The 16964-nt window shown below is 68.7% G+C and carries 17 protein-coding genes; 8 read left to right on the plus strand and 9 right to left on the minus strand.

Translation table 11 applies throughout. The annotated features are described in order from the left end of the window. Nucleotides 1-15: 15 nt before the first annotated feature. From MOX01_RS15525 to MOX01_RS15540, 4 genes are all read right to left on the minus strand, one after another. The gene (locus tag MOX01_RS15525; protein WP_141370426.1) at nucleotides 16-3000 is read right to left on the minus strand and encodes an AAA family ATPase; all 2985 of its coding nucleotides are present in this window, start codon (nucleotides 2998-3000) and stop codon (nucleotides 16-18) included. Then, nucleotides 3001-4170, minus strand: coding sequence for an exonuclease SbcCD subunit D (locus MOX01_RS15530; protein WP_058630451.1), 1170 nt, complete (start codon nucleotides 4168-4170; stop codon nucleotides 3001-3003). 255 nt (nucleotides 4171-4425) lie between these two features. Next, nucleotides 4426-4908: a DIP1984 family protein gene (locus MOX01_RS15535; protein WP_046747288.1), complete on the minus strand. Its 483-nt coding sequence runs from the start codon at nucleotides 4906-4908 to the stop codon at nucleotides 4426-4428. A 52-nt stretch (nucleotides 4909-4960) separates the two neighbouring features. Beyond that, complete coding sequence (locus MOX01_RS15540) at nucleotides 4961-5269, minus strand: GNAT family N-acetyltransferase (RefSeq protein WP_058630449.1); 309 nt, start codon at nucleotides 5267-5269, stop codon at nucleotides 4961-4963. A gap of 333 nt (nucleotides 5270-5602) precedes the next feature. Between MOX01_RS15540 and MOX01_RS15545 the strand changes: the two genes are divergently transcribed. Genes MOX01_RS15545 through MOX01_RS15555 form a run of 3 tightly spaced genes read left to right on the plus strand, consistent with a single transcriptional unit; the run spans nucleotide 5603 to nucleotide 7534 of the window. Next, nucleotides 5603-6310, plus strand: a complete 708-nt coding sequence (locus MOX01_RS15545; RefSeq protein WP_141370428.1) for a winged helix-turn-helix domain-containing protein — start codon at nucleotides 5603-5605, stop codon at nucleotides 6308-6310. Nucleotides 6311-6354: 44 nt separating this feature from the next. Beyond that, on the plus strand, nucleotides 6355-7314 hold the full coding sequence (locus MOX01_RS15550; protein ID WP_061015532.1) for a DNA-3-methyladenine glycosylase family protein: 960 nt from the start codon (nucleotides 6355-6357) through the stop codon (nucleotides 7312-7314). Between the two features lie 22 nt (nucleotides 7315-7336). Beyond that, nucleotides 7337-7534, plus strand: a complete 198-nt coding sequence (locus MOX01_RS15555; protein WP_021198082.1) for a hypothetical protein — start codon at nucleotides 7337-7339, stop codon at nucleotides 7532-7534. Between the two features lie 99 nt (nucleotides 7535-7633). On the opposite strand, the gene MOX01_RS15560 is transcribed toward MOX01_RS15555, so the two are convergent. The 4 genes from MOX01_RS15560 to MOX01_RS15575 are packed head-to-tail and all read right to left on the minus strand — an operon-like array spanning nucleotide 7634 to nucleotide 11464. Next, nucleotides 7634-8389, minus strand: a complete 756-nt coding sequence (locus MOX01_RS15560; RefSeq protein WP_046747285.1) for an iron ABC transporter ATP-binding protein — start codon at nucleotides 8387-8389, stop codon at nucleotides 7634-7636. Continuing rightward, the gene (locus MOX01_RS15565; RefSeq protein ID WP_046747428.1) at nucleotides 8386-9414 is read right to left on the minus strand and encodes an iron chelate uptake ABC transporter family permease subunit; all 1029 of its coding nucleotides are present in this window, start codon (nucleotides 9412-9414) and stop codon (nucleotides 8386-8388) included. The genes MOX01_RS15560 and MOX01_RS15565 overlap by 4 nt, the downstream gene beginning before the upstream one ends. Before the next feature lie 19 nt (nucleotides 9415-9433). Next, on the minus strand, nucleotides 9434-10420 hold the full coding sequence (locus tag MOX01_RS15570; RefSeq protein ID WP_046747284.1) for an ABC transporter permease: 987 nt from the start codon (nucleotides 10418-10420) through the stop codon (nucleotides 9434-9436). Nucleotides 10421-10468: 48 nt separating this feature from the next. Next, entirely contained in the window at nucleotides 10469-11464 is a 996-nt protein-coding gene (locus tag MOX01_RS15575) for a siderophore ABC transporter substrate-binding protein (protein WP_058630446.1), read from the minus strand. A gap of 99 nt (nucleotides 11465-11563) precedes the next feature. Here MOX01_RS15575 and MOX01_RS15580 point away from each other — a divergent pair, with 99 nt between their 5' ends. From MOX01_RS15580 to MOX01_RS15600, 5 genes are all read left to right on the plus strand, one after another. After that, nucleotides 11564-12331: a siderophore-interacting protein gene (locus MOX01_RS15580; RefSeq protein ID WP_141370430.1), complete on the plus strand. Its 768-nt coding sequence runs from the start codon at nucleotides 11564-11566 to the stop codon at nucleotides 12329-12331. 33 nt (nucleotides 12332-12364) lie between these two features. Further along, nucleotides 12365-12769 carry a VOC family protein gene (locus MOX01_RS15585; protein WP_058630444.1) on the plus strand — a complete coding sequence of 135 codons (405 nt, stop codon included), beginning with the start codon at nucleotides 12365-12367 and terminating at the stop codon, nucleotides 12767-12769. 275 nt (nucleotides 12770-13044) lie between these two features. After that, entirely contained in the window at nucleotides 13045-14214 is a 1170-nt protein-coding gene (locus MOX01_RS15590) for an RtcB family protein (protein ID WP_141370432.1), read from the plus strand. A gap of 150 nt (nucleotides 14215-14364) precedes the next feature. Continuing rightward, nucleotides 14365-14655, plus strand: coding sequence for a hypothetical protein (locus MOX01_RS15595; protein ID WP_230977957.1), 291 nt, complete (start codon nucleotides 14365-14367; stop codon nucleotides 14653-14655). A 2-nt stretch (nucleotides 14656-14657) separates the two neighbouring features. Beyond that, nucleotides 14658-15482 (plus strand): acyl-CoA thioester hydrolase/BAAT C-terminal domain-containing protein, encoded by an 825-nt coding sequence (locus tag MOX01_RS15600; protein WP_141370436.1) that lies wholly within the window; start codon nucleotides 14658-14660, stop codon nucleotides 15480-15482. Nucleotides 15483-15485: 3 nt separating this feature from the next. Here MOX01_RS15600 and MOX01_RS15605 read toward each other — a convergent pair whose 3' ends face one another. Continuing rightward, a complete protein-coding gene (locus MOX01_RS15605; RefSeq protein WP_141370438.1) occupies nucleotides 15486-16946 on the minus strand; it encodes an MFS transporter in 1461 nt (486 codons plus the stop codon). Nucleotides 16947-16964 lie beyond the last annotated feature (18 nt).

The raw sequence follows: 16964 nt of genomic DNA on the forward strand, positions 1-16964 counted from the left end.
CCGCGTCAGCGAGCGTCAGCGGGCGTCGATGACGCTGGGGCCGTTGGGCAGCGCTCGCACCGTGAGCTGCGCGGGGATCTGCTCCTGCATGGCCTCGACATGGCTGATCACGCCGACGGTCCTGCCGCCCTGACGCAACTCATCGAGTGTGCGCATGGCTACGTCGAGAGTGTCACCGTCGAGGGAACCGAACCCCTCGTCGATGAAGAGGGTGTCCAGACGAATTCCCCCCGCGCGCGCAGTGACCACCTCGGCCAATCCCAGCGCCAACGCGAGTGACGTGAGGAAGGTCTCACCTCCCGACAACGACTGCGGTGGTCGGGTCTGGCCGGTGAACGCGTCGAACACCACGATGCCGAGTCCGGAAGCCGCACCGCGGGCCGCGAGCGCGTCGGAGTGCCGCAGCTGATACCGCCCGGTGGACATCTCGTGCAGCCGACGGTTGGCCGCCTCGACGATCTCCTCGAGCTCTGCCGCGAGGACGAACGTCTCCAAGGTCATCTTGCGGGTGTTGACGCCCCTGCCCGCGATCGTGTCCGCGAGGTTCTGCAGCACCTCGAACTCCGCGGCCTCGTCGGCGCTGCGAGCCTGCTCGATCGCGGCAGAATCGATCAGCCCGCCGAGCCGTTCCGCGGTGCCGGCGGCCTTGGCTGCCTCGTCGACCGCCGTGGCCCAGAGGCTACGAGCTTCCGCTGATGCTCGTTCGGCCGGTGCCAGGTCGATGGGCTCTTCCGGCAGGGTGCGGAGTTCGAGGTCGAACAGCACGGCCCGCTCCTTCTCCCGTTGCACCGCGTGCTGCGTGATCCGCGCGTCCAGCGCTTCCTGGACTGAGAGCGGGCGCAGCGCCTCTTCCGCTGCTGCCTCGTCAGCGAACACGGAGTCCGCGAGACCGGCGTCGCGCTGTGCCTGGGCGCCGACGAGGGCCTCGGCCCTGCGCACGCGCTCGGAGATCGCCTGGCTCAGCGCACGCGCAGCCGCGACCTTGGCCTCGTTGTCCGCCAGCCGTTCGGCGACCGTGGGGAATGCAGCCCGCGCCGCGGCGATCAGCTCCTGTGCCTCCGTGCGACGTTGACGCAGGACGGCATGCTGTTCGCGTGCCTCCGCCAAAGCCCTCGCGTCGTCTTCTCGTTCGGTGTCGAGATGCTCGAGCCGCGTCACGAGGTCCGCGAGCTGCGTGTCGAGCGCGGTCAGCGTCTCGACAGCCGCGCGGCTGTCCGCGAGAGCCGCAGCGGCCTCCTCGTACTCGGTCTCGGCACGTTCGACGTCGCGCCCGTCGGCGCGAGCGGTGGCGGCCGCGAGTTCGGCGCGGAGCGCAGAGGATCTGGATGCCAGCTCGCCTTCCCGCCGGGCCGCGGAGTCGCGCGCTTCTTCCGCGACGGCGATGTCCTCCGGCGAGACGGGATCGGCGTGCGTGGCCGGCGCAGGGTGCTCGAGCGAGCCGCAGACCGGACAGGGCTGTTCGTGTCGGAGCGTCGACGCGAGTTCTCCCGCCATGCCGTCCGTGCGGCGCCGGCGCAGCTCGGCCAGCGTGGACTGAGCCGCCGCATGCAACGCCGTCGCCTGCGTGAGCTCGACGTCTACCGAGAGCTCCGCTGTCCGCAGCCTCTCCGCCTCCCGCGCCGCCACGCGACGTGCGTCTGCGGTCTCCTGTGCCGCCCGTCTGTCCTCCACCCGATCTGCCAGGCTCCGCGCCGCGTCGCGCGATGCGTTGAGTGCGGTGACCTCTTCCGGGAGCGCGGCCCGCTTCGCATCGGCGGCCTGGATGCGTGCGGTGGCGACCGCGACCGCCTCCTCGGCGGCGCGCACCTCGGCGTCCAGAGCCGGTGCGCTCTCTTCGAGTTCCCGCGCCCGCTGCCAGGCGCCGATCTCCCTGGTGCGCTCCTCCGCCCACGCCTCGAGGTCGTCGTCGACGGGAAGCCCCATCGCCTGCCCGGTCACGCGGGCGTTCTGCTCCTCCAGGCCGGCAGCCTCGAGCGCTCCAGCCGCTCGCGCAGCGGCGGCGATCATCGGACGAAGCGACTCGGCGGCGCGCGACGCGGCGAGCTCGGCACGGGCGTGCTCGATCGACGGCGCCTCGGCATCGAGGCGTTCGAGGGCGGATCTGGCTCGATCGCGTTCCTGCTGCGCGCGTCGTTCCTCTCGGGCGATGGCGAGTTCGGCGTCGGCAGCGGTCGACTGCTGCTCGGCATCGGCGCGATCGGAGGCACGACGCTCCGCACGGTAGTCGGCGCGAGCCTTCGCCCGCCGGAGGGCCTCCAGCCGCTCGTCGATCGACGCGGGAGCCTGCGACGTCTCCGCCACGGTGTCATCGCCGTCTCCCGACAGCCCGCCGGCGACCACGAGGTTCTCGGCCTCGTCGATACGCGCCTCGACGGCGGCGAGACGACTGCCGAGCACTTGTTCGGCCGCACGGCGACGATCGTCGAACCGCGCCTGCACGTCTTCGAATCGTTGCGTTCCGAACAGCCGCCGCAGCAGTGCCTGGCGATCGCGGCTGCCCGCGAGCAGAAACTCCGAGAACCGGTTCTGTGCGAGCAGGATCACCTGCAGGAACTGCTCCCGACTGAGCTGAAGGATCTCATCGAGCTCGCCGGCGACGTCGACCGCCCGCGCGGCACGGCCGATCCATCCACTGTCCGTCCACTCGTCGAGCGACACGGCGGCCGCCTGCTTGGTCATGCCACCACCGCGCTTGGCCGGGCGCAGGTACTCGGGCGAGCGCGTGACGCGGTATCGACCGGCCGGCGTGCTGAACTCGACGACCACCTCTGAGGGATCGTCAGGCTCGCAGTGATCGCTTCGGAGGCGTTTCTCGCCGCCCTCGTATCGAGGCACCCCGCCGTACAGGCCGAAGCACACCGCATCGAGGATGCTCGACTTGCCCGCCCCGGTCCGTCCGGCGATCAGGAAGATGCCGTCGTCGGCGAAGGCGTCGAAGTCAACGGTCTGTCGCGACCGGAACGGGCCGAAGCCTTCGACCACCAGACGATGAAGACGCATCTAGACGAGCGCCTCGGCACGCACCCGCTCGTCGAGCACCGCGCGGATCAGCTCGCTCTCGGCCTCTGTGGGTCCGTGCCCGGCCCGCACGTGCTCGAGGAAGGCATCGATGCGGTCGGCATCGGTGACAGCGGTGCGCAGCCGCTGCACATAGGAGCGCTCGTCGACCTCGGCGGTCACCTCCGGCTGGTGCTGCACCATGGCGCAGTACGGGAAGCTCTCGCGAAGACGCCGCATGGGCTCGCGCTGCGGCACCGCATCGGTGTAGACGGCGCAGACCCAGTCATCCGCGTGCTGCGCGACCAACTCGGTGGACAGGATCTCGTCGAGCGGGCCGGTGAGGGTGACGAGCCGCCGAGGCACCGGCAGTTCCATCCACTCCACGCCGGCGAGTCCTTCGGCGTCGATGTCGACGAGCCAGCAACCACGGGGCTTGTGCTGCTCTCCGAAGCTGTAGTGCAGAGGCGCGCCCGCGTAGCGCACGCGGTCGCTGAGCTGCTGGCGTCCGTGGATATGGCCGAGCGCCACGTAGTCGGGTCCGTCGAACACGCTCAGCGGCACGACGTCGAGACCGCCCTGTCGCACCTCGCGCTCGAGCCCGGCGGTCGCGTCGACACCCGCGGCGAAGCAGTGCGCGATCGCCACCGCTCGGCCTCCGTGCTGGTCCATGCCGGCGCGGACCAGGTCCATCGCATGCGCCATGGTCTGCGCCTGCGTGCGCAGCTGACGCCCGGATGCATCGCCCTCGGGCCAGTGCTGACGCACGATGGCCGGCTCGAGGTAGGGGATGCCGTAGAAATGCACCGGTCCGTGGTCATCGGCGATGGTCACCGGCACACCCACCGCGAGGGGGTCTGTGAGCACGTGGATGCCCTCGCGGAGAAGGCGCGCCTGGAACCCGAGTCGTGCGGCGGAGTCGTGGTTGCCGCTCGTGACGATGACGCGGGCGCCCGTCTCGTGCAGCGCCACCAGCGCATCGCCGAGCAGCGTGTATGCCGCGCCGGACGGGGTGGCGGAATCGAAGACGTCTCCCGCGACGACGACCACGTCGACCGCATTGTCGCGAACCTGCGCGGTGAGCGCCTCGAGCACCTCGGCGAGAGCGTCCATGGTCGAATTGCCATGGAACGTCCGGCCGATGTGCCAGTCCGAGGTGTGCAGGATCCGCATACTCACACGGTACGAACCCCCTCCGACATTCCGTCCGAGGCGTGCCGTGCGCGGCCCGCACCCGGCGCGGAGGAGGGAGCGGAAGGTCCCCTGACCCACCCTCGCCACGACGATCGGCACGCGGTGATGCGAGATGCGTTGTGCACCTTCACCTGTGCGGAGTGCAGGGCTGCGCGATGCGAGATCAGGGCTGCCCTCCGCCCGACAGGTGCCGGCTTGCCCCGCCGGCTGAGGGTTGTGCCCGCTTCGTCGTGACTACCGACTCCCGCTCTCCTCCTCGAGATCGTTCGACCAGTTCGCCTGCTGGATCCTGTTGTCGAGCTCACGCAACTCCTGCGCGACGGCGTCGGCGCGCGAGCGCAGCTGTGAGACGGGGAGTGCGGAGACCTGACGCAGCTCCGAACGCATCTGGCGGAGGAACTGGTCGTTGGCCCCCGAAGCGGCGGCTGCCGCATCCGTCAGCACGGAGTGCCGAAGACGGAGCACGTCGCGGGAAGCCAGCGCGTCGGTCATGGTGCCGTCCGCACCCAGATGCAGTCGCGCGTTGGTGGCGTTGATGCGGCGGATGAGGTCGCGCAGTTGCGTCAACGCCGCGTCGACCTCGACGATCAGGGCGGCGGCATCCTCCGCCGGTTCCTCGCCCTCCTGGTAGCGGGCGTTCGCGACGATGCGCGCCCGCAGCTGCTCGATCCGGCGCTGCAGGTCGGCACGTGCGGTGAGGGCCTCGGCGAGTTTCATGACGTCATCCTCGCAGGGGCGCGGCGTAACAGTTCGTCATACGGTCGGAGAGTCAGCGAGTACGCAGCAGGCCGGCGCGCTCCGGGTGGGCGGCGAACCAGTCGGCCACGTACCAGCACACGGCATCGACCTTGCGATCGCCGCGCTCCTCGATGTCGGCCACCGCACCCTCGACGACCTTCCCCGCATAGCCGTTCCCGCGGAAAGTCGGGATCGTGAAGGCTCGGGTGAGGGCGATCGTGTGGCCGTCGTCACGGTAGTCGAGCACGCTCACGAGCTTGCCGTCACGCATGAGCGTGTAACGCGAGGCGTCCTTCTCGTCGGTCAGGATGAAGCCGCCGACGGTGTGCGAGATCGTCATTGGAACCACGTTACGCCCGTCAGGGACGCCCGGGCGTTTTGACATGAGACGTCACGATCGGACATAATCCCCCCATGACTACCAACGCAAGCCCCTCGTCCGCCCAGGAGGCGAACAGGACTGCCGGGATGATGATGCCCGGTCGCGTTGGCATGTGTTGCCGAATGTGTCGCTGAACGAACAGCCACCCCGCCTGACCTGAACCCCTCGCCATCTGCGAGGTCAGTGTCACCGAGCATCCACCCTTTGCTCGATTCCCGGCTCCGCCGGTCATTCATGCAACGCATCAGAGCCCCTTTCGGTCCGGGCTCACGTCCTGAGGACTTCATCATCATGTCGAACACCGCACTTCTCGAGCGTCCCGCCACCACCGCCGCCGTCCGCACGCACCCCGAGACCGCCGCGCCGCTCTCTCCTGCCGGAGCCGACCTCCCCGCCGTGCGCTCGCCCCGTGGCTTCGCCCTCTACGTGGGCCTGGACGAGATCAAGGCCGCAGAGGCCGGAGTCAGCCTCCCCCTGCTCGTCGATGCCCTGCGTCGCACGCTCGCCGAGCTCGCGCCGGGAGCCGAGACCCACGCCACCGTCGCCCTCGCGCCCCACGGTTCGGGAGGGCGCGACCTCGACGTCGTGCGCCTCGCACTGCAGGAGCCGGGCGCGATCGCCCGCACCAAGGCCGCCGCCGAGGAGGAGACCACCGACGAGGAGAGCGGCGTCACGGTCGACATCTCCCGCAAGCGTGTGCTGATCGACGGCGAGTCCGCTGCCTTCACTTACAAGGAGTTCGAGCTGCTGCAGTACCTGGTGCTGCGCGAGGGACGCACGATCGAGCGCAGCGAACTGGTGTCAGCGCTCTGGCAGGCACAGGACGACGAGACGCCGGGCGAGCGCACGATCGACGTGCACGTGCGCCGCCTCCGGGCGAAGCTGGGTCGCTACGAGGACATCGTGCGCACCGTGCGCGGAATCGGCTACCGCTTCGATCGGCACGCCGACGTCGTGATCCGCTACGGTCACGGCACGCCCTCGCCCGACCGGTTCTGAGCACCCAGGACTCCGGTGTCAGGACCGGAGCGTAGGGTGGGCGCATGACTCTGACGGCCGACCCCGCTGAGGCAGGAGCCGCTCGCTCGGAGGCCCCTCGAGAGACGGTCTACCGACCGCCGCACGAGCTCGATCTGCGCAGCACCGTGGGTATGCTCCGACGCGGTGGCAACGACCCGACGATGGTCATCGACGGGCCGGTCATCTGGCGGGCGATGCGCACGCCGCTCGGACCGGCCACCCTGGCGCTGCGAATGATCGGCGGCGAGGTGCGCGCGACGGCGTGGGGCCCCGGATCGGGTCCGGCCCTCGAGCTCGTCCCCGCCCTGTGCGGGGCGCACGACGACGCCGGGGACTTCGACGCGTCGCATCACCCCCTCATCGCCGATTCCGCGCGGCGGCATCCGGGACTGCGCCTGACCCGCACCGACGAGGTGTTCGACGCGCTCGCGTGCGCGATCATCGAGCAGAAGGTGACCGGCATGCAGGCCTTCGGCGCGTGGCGCTGGCTGGTCAGCCGCTTCGGAACGCGCGCGCCGGGACCGACGCCGCGCCCGATGTTCACCGCGCCAGCACCTGAGCAGTGGCACCGGATCCCTTCCTGGGCCTGGCACAGAGCCGGAGTCGAGCCACCGCAGTCTCGCACCATCGTGCGTGCGGCTGAACGCGGAGACCGCATCGCCCGCGCCGTACGCACGGCCTCCACAGGGGCTGATCGCGATCGGGTGCTCACGAGCCTTCCCGGCGTGGGGGTGTGGACATCGGCGGAGACCCGCATCCGCTCGCTCGGCGACCCCGACGCGGTGAGCGTCGGCGACTACCACCTCGCCCACCAGGTCGGCTACGCCCTGACCGGCACTCGCACCGATGACGACGGGATGATCGAACTCCTCTCCCCCTGGTCCGGGCAGCGGCAACGCGTCGTGCGCCTCATCCACGCCAGCGGTGTGCAGGAACCGCGACGGGGTCCTCGCCTCGCACCGGAGGACCATCGCCGCCGCTGACACCGGCACCTATGCTGGTGCCATGTCCCGTTCCATGCTGCGCATCCTCGTCACCGTCGGCCTTCTGATCGTCGGCGTCGTGATCGGGCTGATCTTCCAGAACGTCTGGCTCGGTGTGCTGCTCGCCGCGATCGTGTGGCTGGGCTGGTTCCTCGGGTACGAATCGCGGCGCGGCAACAACGCCGGCGTCAACGACGAGGACCACGGCATCGAGCTCTGACCTCGATCCCCTCGCCCGTGGGAACGCGGCACAGTTCAGTAGCGGCACAGTTCAGTCGCGGCACAGTTCAGTAGCGGCACAGTTCAGTAGCGGCACAGTTCAGTAGTAGACGGCGAGCGGCCCTGACGGACCGTCGACAACGCGCACGGGAGTGTCGAAGACCCGCGTGAGGACGTCGTCCGTCATGATCGCGGCCGGCGCCCCGAACTCCACGACGGCTCCATCCTTCATGGCGCAGATGTGGTCGGCGTAGTGGCTCGCGAAGTTGATGTCGTGCAGCACGATGACGATCGTGCGCCCGAGCTCCTCCGACGCGCGTCGCAGGTGCTTCATCATCTGCACCGCATGCCGCATGTCGAGGTTGTTGAGCGGCTCGTCCAGGAGCACGAACTCGGTGTCCTGCGCGAGGACCATCGCGACGTAGGCGCGCTGGCGCTGCCCACCGGAGAGCTCGTCGAGATACCTGCCCTCCAGCGCGCCGAGGTCGAGGAAGTCGATGGCTCGACTGATGATCTCCTCATCCGCGCGGTTCAGCCGACCCTTCGAATGCGGGAAGCGCCCGAAGCCGACCAGTTGACGCACGGTGAGGCGCGTGACGAAGTGGTTCTCCTGGCGCAGGATCGACACGACCTTCGCCAGGTCCTTCGACTTCGTGGAGGCCACATCGAGTCCGGCGATCTCGATGGCTCCGGCGTCCATCCCGCTGAGACGCCCGATCATCGTGAGCAGAGTCGACTTGCCTGCACCGTTCGGACCGATGAGAGCGGTGATGCCGCCGGCGGGGATCTCGAGGTCGACGGGGCCGATCGCGACCTCGCTGCTGTAGTCCCGGCGGACGCCGTCGAGTGCGATCACAGCCTGCCCTTTCTGAGGATGACGATGAGGAACACGATGCCGCCCACGAGCTCGATCAGGATCGACACCATGCCCTGCGCGTAGAAGATGTTCTTCATCACGAAATACGCCCCGGCCAGGATGGTGAAGGCCGTGAGGACGGCGACCGGGAAGATCAACCGGTGATCATGGGTATCGGCGAACTGGTACGCGAGCGTCGCGACCAGGAAGCCGAGGAAGGTCATCGGCCCCACCAACGCGGTCGAGGTCGCCATGAGCACGGCGACGAGGAACAGCACGATGAACAGCTCGCGCCGATGATCGACGCCGAGTGAGCGCGCGGCATCCGGACCGAGTGCCATCAGGTTGAGCCGGCGCGAGCGCAGCCACAGCAGCCCCGAGGCCGCGACCACCAGCGGGATCGCCAGCGGCAGGTACGAGGGATCGGCGTTGGACACGTTGCCGAACAGACGCGCGGCGAGCACGTCGAACTCGCTGGGGGTGAGCAGACGCTGCATGAAGGTGGCGATCGCGCCGAGACCGCCTCCGATCACGATGCCGACGAGGAGCATGATCTGCAGGTTGCCGTAACGACCCGAGAGCAGCCAGCCGTAGAGCGCCACCGCGAGGCCGACCATGATCGCCACCTGGATCGCGAACTGCCCCACGCCCTGGATGGCAACGATGCCCGCCACGCCGAACAGATACACGGTCGAGGTCTGCACCACCCGGTACAGCGACTCGAAGCCCATGATCGACGGCGTGATGATGCGGTTGTTCGTCACGGTCTGGAAGCTCACCGTGGCGACGGCCTGAGCGACGGCGACGAGCGCCATCACGGTCACGTCGGTCGCTCGGTGCTGAGCGATGCGCCAGAAGCCCGCGGAGCCGACGGGCATGGGATTCGCCCACGCGAGCAGACCGAAACCGGAACCTGCGGCGAGGACGATGAGGATGCCGAGCACGAGGAAGTACCGACGCCGCGCCTGCGGGGTCGTGAAGGAGCCCGCCGAACGGAGCCCTCCGGCAGTCGCCGCGTCGCTCATCGCGGCGCGCATCACGCCGCTAGCCACGTCGACGCTGCCTGAGCAGGAGGAGCACGAAGACCACGGCGCCGACGACCCCGAGGATCAGCGAGACCGGGACCTCGAAGGGCATGATGATCGTGCGCCCGATGATGTCGCAGACCGTGACGATCCCGATCCCCAGCAGACACACCCAGGGCAGGTTGCTGCGCAGATCGTCGCCGCGCACCATCGAGACGATGTTCGGCACGATCAATCCGAGGAAGGGGAGATTTCCCACGACGACGGTGACCACGCCGGTGGTGACAGCGATCAGGACGGTGCCGAGCAGGATGATCCGGTTGTAGTTCACCCCGACGTTGGTCGCGATCTCTTCGCCGAGTCCGGCGATGGTGAGTCGATCGGCGACGATGAAGACGATCACGCCGATGATGGCCACGATCCAGAGCATCTCGTACTGGCCGCGCATCACCGAGGTGAAGCTGCCGGCGAACCAGACGCCGATGATCTGCAGCGAGTTCGTGGCCAGAGCGAGGTAGGTCGAGAGAGCACCCACCACGGCACCGAGCATGATGCCGACGATCGGGACGATCAGGGATGATCTGAGCGCCACCCGCCGCAGGAACGCGAAGAACACCATGGTGCCCACGAAGGCTGCCAGTACCGCACCGGCCATCCGCAGCGGGAGGGACGGCTGCGGCACGAGGATCATGACGGCGAGGAGGCCGAGCCCTGCCCACTCCGTGGTACCCGTCGTGGTCGGCTCGACGAAGCGGTTCTGGGTGAGCAGCTGCATCACCAGTCCCGCCATGGCCATCGAGGCGCCGGCCAGGACGAGGGCGACCGTGCGCGGGATACGTGTGATCTGGAACATCTGCGCGCCGTCGTCCGCGCCGGCGATGTCGTACACACCCGTGAAGAGCGAGATCACGAGCAGGGCGGCGACGACGAGCACGCCGATGAGCAGCTTCACGTCGAAGAGCCGCCCGGCGTTGCGGGGCGGCGAAGCGATGTCTGTGGAGACCATGGTGGTGCGGCGGCGGCATCCGGATCACCCGGATGCCGCCGCGTCAGCTCAGTTCTTCGCGCTCTTCTCGAGGGCGTCGGCGAGGTCGTTCAAGAACGTGGTGTAGGTCTGGATGCCCTCGTTCAGGTAGGTGTCTGTCGGCATGTAGACGAGCTGCTTCTCCTTCACGGCGGTGACCGAGGCGAGGGCTTCGGAGCTCTCGAGGATCTCGGCCGCCTGCACGTAGTCGGGGGTCTCAGCGGCGAACACCGCATCGCGGTCGAGCACGAGGATCCAGTCCGGGTTCGAGGAGGCGATGGCTTCGACGGAGATCTCGTCGCCCTGGTGGTCGTCACTCGCATCGTCCACCTCGAGAGCGGGCGTGAGTCCGAGGATGTCGTAGATCGGTCCCAGCGATCGGCCGACGGTCGGCGCGAGGTAGCCGATCTGGCCTCCCGACGTGTTGACGGCCATCACGGTGTCGGCGTCGTCGTATGCGGCCTTCGCGCGCTCGACGGCGGCATCGAAGTCGTCCACGAGCTTCTTCGCCTCGTCCTGCTTGCCGAAGATCTCGCCGAGCACCGTGACCTGGCGCTTGAGCTCCTCGTCGAAGGGCTCGCCGTCACGCGGCTCGAGGTCGACGATGGTGGCGTCGGGGACGAGGTCCGCGATCGCCGCGTTGTGCTGCGTGAAACGCTGGCCGCTGATGATCAGGTCGGGCTCGACGGCGACGACGGCTTCGAGGTTCGGCTCGCTGTGCAGGCCGATGTCGACGATCCCGTCGTCCTTCACATACGACACGGTCTCCGGCATGAGTGCCACGGCCCCGGCGGAGAGCTCGACGCCCCAGTCGGAGAGCGTCTGGAAGGTGCGGTTGTCGAGGGCGACCACCGATGCGGGTGGGGTGGCGATCTCCTTCGTGCCCGTGTTGTCCTCGATCGTGACGGTGGCTGCTGCCGGTTCGGTCTTCTCCGTTTCCTCCGAGCCTCCGGAGGTGCACCCGGCGAGGGCGAGGAGGCCGACGAGAGCGGCACTCGTAGCGGTGAGGGTTCTGGGCACGGACATGGAGAGACTCCTGTTCTGCGGGATCGGTGCGCACACGATGGGCGCCGGGGCGACGCACGGGGATCACCCGCGCCGTCTCATTTAGGTTAGCCTTACTTTATGAGCGATACGAAATCCGGTTTCTCGATCGAGCGTCGCGGCCTCGAGCTGCGCTTCCGCAACGTCACACTGAGCGCGCGTGAATGGCTGGCGCCGGACTTCGTGCGGGTGCGACTGACCGGCTCGGATCTCGCCGGCTTCGATTCGCCCGGTTCCGACGACCACATGCGCCTGTTCTTCCCCGCGGGCCCGACGGATTCCGTCGAGGAGCTGCGCGCCTCCCCGAGCCGCGAGTACACGCCGCTCGCCTGGGGCGACGACTGGCTCGACGTCGAGTTCGCGGTGCACGGCGACCAGGGAGTCGCCGCCCCCTGGGCGGCGAACGCGCCCCTCGGATCCACGATCGGCGTCGGCGGCCCCCGCGGGGCGGCCGTGCTGGTCGGCGAGCCCGGATCGTGGCTGCTGGTCGGCGACGAGACGGCGATCCCCGCGATCCGACGGTTCGCCGCGCTCATCCCCGACGGCACTCCTGCACGCATCGTGATCGAGACGGTGAACCCCGGCCGAGAGGTCGAGGTCGAGGCCCCGGTCGAGGTCGAGTGGCTGCACCGGGGAGAGAAGCCCTCCGGCTCCGCCCTCATCGCCTTCCTCGAGGGGCTGACGGCCGATGACACGGTCGGCCTCGACCCGTTCGTCTTCGTCGCCGCCGAGCAGTCGATCGTCAAGCCGGGCAGGGCACTGCTCGAACGGTGGGGCGTCGACAGTGCGAAAGCAGTCGTGAAGGGGTACTGGAAGCGCGGCGAGGCGGAGTACCACGCTCCGCACTAGTGCGACGTCGGCCGTTGCTGGGAGACTCGGCACATGGCACTTCTGGATCACCTCGGCATCACCGTGACCGACCTCGAACGCGGCAGGGCGCAGTTCCATCCCGTGCTTTCCGCCCTCGGGTATGTCAGCGGCGGAGCGAACGATCATTCGATCTCGTGGAACAACGGCGACGAGACCGAGATCATCCTCTACACCTGGGATGACGACACCACTCCGCACCGGCACGGCCGCGTGGGCTGGCAGCACATCGCGTTCGCGGTGCCCTCGCGCGACGACGTCGAACGCCTGCACGCGATCGCGGTGGATTCCGGCTGGACGGCCGTGCGCGAGCCCAAGGAGTACCCCCGCTACTCGGAGCGCTACTTCGCCTCCTTCGTCGAAGACCTCGACGGCATCCGGATCGAGTTCATGTACAACCCTCCTCGCGAGGCGAGTTGACTCCCGGGCGTGTCGCGCCCTAGGGTGGCAAAGCTGTGCCGATCGGTGCAGCACACCAGCCGAGGAGTCGACGGATGACCGCGCAGCGGAACCTCCCCATCGCCGCGGTCTTGCAGCTTCAGCACAAGCGCAATGACCGCTACGAGTCGTACCCTCCGGCACGCGTCGTGTGACAGCATCCGCTCTCGCAACGCCCCGTACCGTCAGGTCCGGGGCGTTCTTCCGTTGGAGACTCCCCTGACCTGTGGCTGAACACCACCACAAGGAAAGGAATCATGGAGAGGCTCTCCGCACGGCTGCTGTCGTGGGCGTCACTGATCGACGAGAAGACACTCGCTCAGGCGCGCACCACGGCCCGCATGCCGTTCATCCACCCGCACCTGGCGCTGATGCCGGATGCGCACCTCGGCAAGGGGGCGACGGTCGGCTCGGTCATCCCGACGCTCGGCGCGATCATCCCCGCCGCCGTCGGCGTCGACATCGGCTGCGGCATGATCGCCGTCCGCACGCAGTTCACGAGGAGCGACCTCGACGGCCGCGAACTCGCCGAGCTCCGGGAGCAGATCGAGCGTGCCATCCCGCTGTCGGCCGGCCGGTACAACCGCAAGGTCGTGGCCACAGCCGAGCCTCGCATCGCCGAGCTCGAGCAGCTGGCAGAGAAGAGCGGTTTCGACCCCGCACAGTACGCCGGGAACTGGCGCCTGCAGCTGGGCACATTGGGATCCGGGAACCACTTCATCGAGGTGTCGGTGGATGAGCTCGACCGGGTGTGGCTGTTCCTGCACTCGGGGTCGCGAGGCGTCGGCAACAAGATCGCCGGCCACCACATCGGTGTCGCGCAGCGGCTCGCGAAGCAGTGGTGGATCGACCTCCCCGACCCCGACCTGGCCTATCTCGTCGAAGGCACACCGGAGTTCACCCGATACATCCGGGAGCTGCGGTGGGCACAGCACTTCGCCCTGCTGAACCGGGAGGAGATGATGGATCGGGTCATCCGCCAGGTGTCGGAGTTCCTCGGCACTCCGGTCGAGGAGCAGGAGCGGATCAACTGCCACCACAACTTCACAGAGTCGGAGAAGCACTACGGAAAGCAGGTATGGGTGTCCCGGAAGGGCGCCATCCAGGCGGACGCCGGTCGTCAGGGTCTGATCCCCGGATCGATGGGCACCGCCTCGTACGTGGTGGAAGGGCTCGGTGACCCGCAGTCGCTGAGCTCCTCGCCGCACGGCGCCGGCCGGGAGTACTCGCGGTCCGCGGCGCGACGGACTTTCACTCACGAGCAGCTACGTGTGGCGATGGCCGGCATCGAGTTCCGTGACACCGACGCGTTCATCGACGAGATCCCCCAGGCGTACAAGCCGATCGACCGGGTGATGGCGGATGCCGCGAGCCTCGTGTCGATCCGGCACACGCTGCGGCAGGTCGTCAACGTGAAGGGCGATTGACCGGGACTGGGCGGGGCCTCCCCCGCCCAGTCCTTCCTGCACCGACGCGACGGAGAGCGTGTCATCCACGGATCGTGGGCAACCGATATCTTCGGCTCCTGCGCTCTGGCAGGCTTGCCGGATCGATGCGACGATGAGGGAGTGGGAGTCATGAACGACGCGCAGATCTGGACGATGATCGGGTCGTTCACCGTGCTGATGTTCAGCACGCTCACCGTCGTCTCGACATTGTTCGTCCGCATCCTCCGCAGCGAGATCGGGGGCCTGCGTACGGAGATGAACGGCCAGATCGGTGGGCTGCGCACCGAGATGAACGGCCAGATCGATGGGCTGCGCACCGAGATGAACACCCGCTTCGATTCCGTGAACACCCGCATCGACGGTCTCGACCGCGACGTGCAGGCGCTCGTCAAACGCACGTTCGGCCTCGACCGCGAGTGACGATGACGCCTCGACACAGCATCGGGGTGCACCCGGCCGACCGCCACGATGCCTTCCCGGAGAACCCGTGCGGCACGGCTGTCCTGCTCCTCGCCGGATCCAGCGGGCGTGTGGAGGTCGAGCGGGCGGAGATGCTGGCACGGCACGGCGCCCGTGTGAGGGCCATCCGCTGGTTCGGCGGCATCAGCCAGCGCCCTGCCCCGCACGAAGTGCCGATCGAGACCTTTGTCGAAGAGGTGGAGTTGCTGCGTCGTGACGCCGATCGCGTGGCGATCTTCGGAACATCGTTCGGAGCGGAGGCGGCGCTGGTGACCGCGTCCCTGCACCCGATCGATGCGACGGTCGCCGTCGCCCCGTCCTCTGTCGTCTGGGCTGGCAACTCAGAGGGGACCTGGTCGTCGCACTGGACCCGTCGGGGTACCCCGATGCCGTTCGTCCCGTTCGATCCGTCGTGGACGCCGTCGACCGACCCGCCCGAGTATCGTGCTCTGTACGAGTCGAGCGTCGATCGTGACCCTTCGGCCGCCGCAGCCGCCGCGATCCGGGCGGAGGACATCGACGGTGTCGTCGTGCTCGTCGCCGGCGGCGACGACCGCGTCTGGCCCAGCACCCGATTCGCCCGCGAGCTCGTCGAACGCCGCACGGCGAAGGGTCTGGACACGACGGTGATCACTCACCCGGACGCGGGGCACCGACTGCTGCTCCCCGGCGAATCGGCCGTGACCGCAGGAGTGACGATGGCGCGGGGAGGCTCTCCCGCCGCCGACGCGGAGCTCGGCGCACTCGCATGGCCGCGGATCGTGAACGCGCTCCACCTGCGGGCCTGACGCTCAGAGCGCCGGCGCGACCTCGACCTCCGGGGCACGATCGGTGAATGCGGTCTTCGGGACGAACACGAGGATCACGGCGGCGACGAGCGCCGTCACCCCGCAGACGATCCACACCGTGAAGTACCCGGCGAGCGAACCGGCGGTGGCATCCGTCGCGCCGGCGGTGCTCGCGACGCCGTGCAGGAGCGCGATGCCGAAGACGCACGACGCGATCGCTCCGCCCACGGTCTTCACCGAATTCGTCAGGCCCGTCGCGACGCCGGTCTGCGTGGCCGGAGCCGCGGAGGCCGCCGCCGCGGGGAGCGCCGCGACCAGTGCCCCGGACCCGAGCCCCACGACCACCATGTTCGTGATGACCTGCGCATAGGAGCCGTGGAACGGCAGGAAGAGGAGGAAGCCGATGCCGACCAGCATCGACGCTCCCATCAGCGTCACCCGCGGTGTGGCACGCCGCGCCACCGTCGGGAACAGCAGCGCCCCCGTGATCATGGCGATGAGGTAGACGCCGATGATCAACGAGGTGGCGAAGCCGGTCGTGCCCAGACCGTAGCCGTACACCGATGGGTCGGTGCGCGCGAACGTCGACAGCGGGGCCTGCGCGCCGAGCACGCTGACGCCGAAGAGCCCGGCCGTGAGGAACACCGGTCCGAGCGCGGGCGAGCGGAACATGCGCACGTCGATCAGCGGGTCTGCGCAGCGCAGCTCCCAGAGCACGAACGGGACCACGAGCAGCACGCCGAGGATCACCACCGCCCAGGACCACGGGTTGGTCAGACCGCCCTCCAGGCGGAGCAGGCTGAGCCCGCCGGTGAAGCAGACGAGGGCGAGAGAGATGAGCACGAGGCCGACCGTGTCGAAGACACCGCCGGTGGGCTCCGGCGATTCCTTGACCCCGAAGAGGATCACGAAGAAGCACACCACGATGAGCACGGCCGGGACCAGCAGCACGACGGTGAGGGGAAGCACGTCGATGAGCGCACCGCCGACCAGGGCGCCGATGATCGCGCCGCCCTCGAGAGCGGCGACGAGCAGCCCCGCAGCCTTGGCGGTGATCGACGACCGACCCTCCATGCGGCGCGAACGCGACCAGATCAGGGCGATCTCGAGTGGAAGCCAGACGACGTAGAAGCCCATCAGCGCCCACGCGGCGAGGAACACCGGGAACGAATCGGTGAAGGGCAGCACCAGCGCCGCGGCCGCCGTGACCGCGGTGGAGATGAGCAGCATGCGCTTGTGCCCGACCATGTCGCCCAGCTTGGCGAAGGCCGGGACGACGAGTGCCGACAGCATCAGCTGCGTGCCCTCGAGCCAGTTCACGTCGGCGTCGTGGATGCCCAGATGGCGGGCGATGTCCGTGAGCATCGGGGTGTAGTACCCCTGCAGCACACCGCTCGTGAACTCCACGAAGGCAAGAAAGCCGACCACGACGGCGAGGGTGCCCAGGGTGCGGGTGCGCGTCATCGCGTCTCCTGCTTCTGC

This window comes from Microbacterium oxydans (assembly GCF_006540085.1).
Classification (GTDB): domain Bacteria; phylum Actinomycetota; class Actinomycetes; order Actinomycetales; family Microbacteriaceae; genus Microbacterium; species Microbacterium oxydans.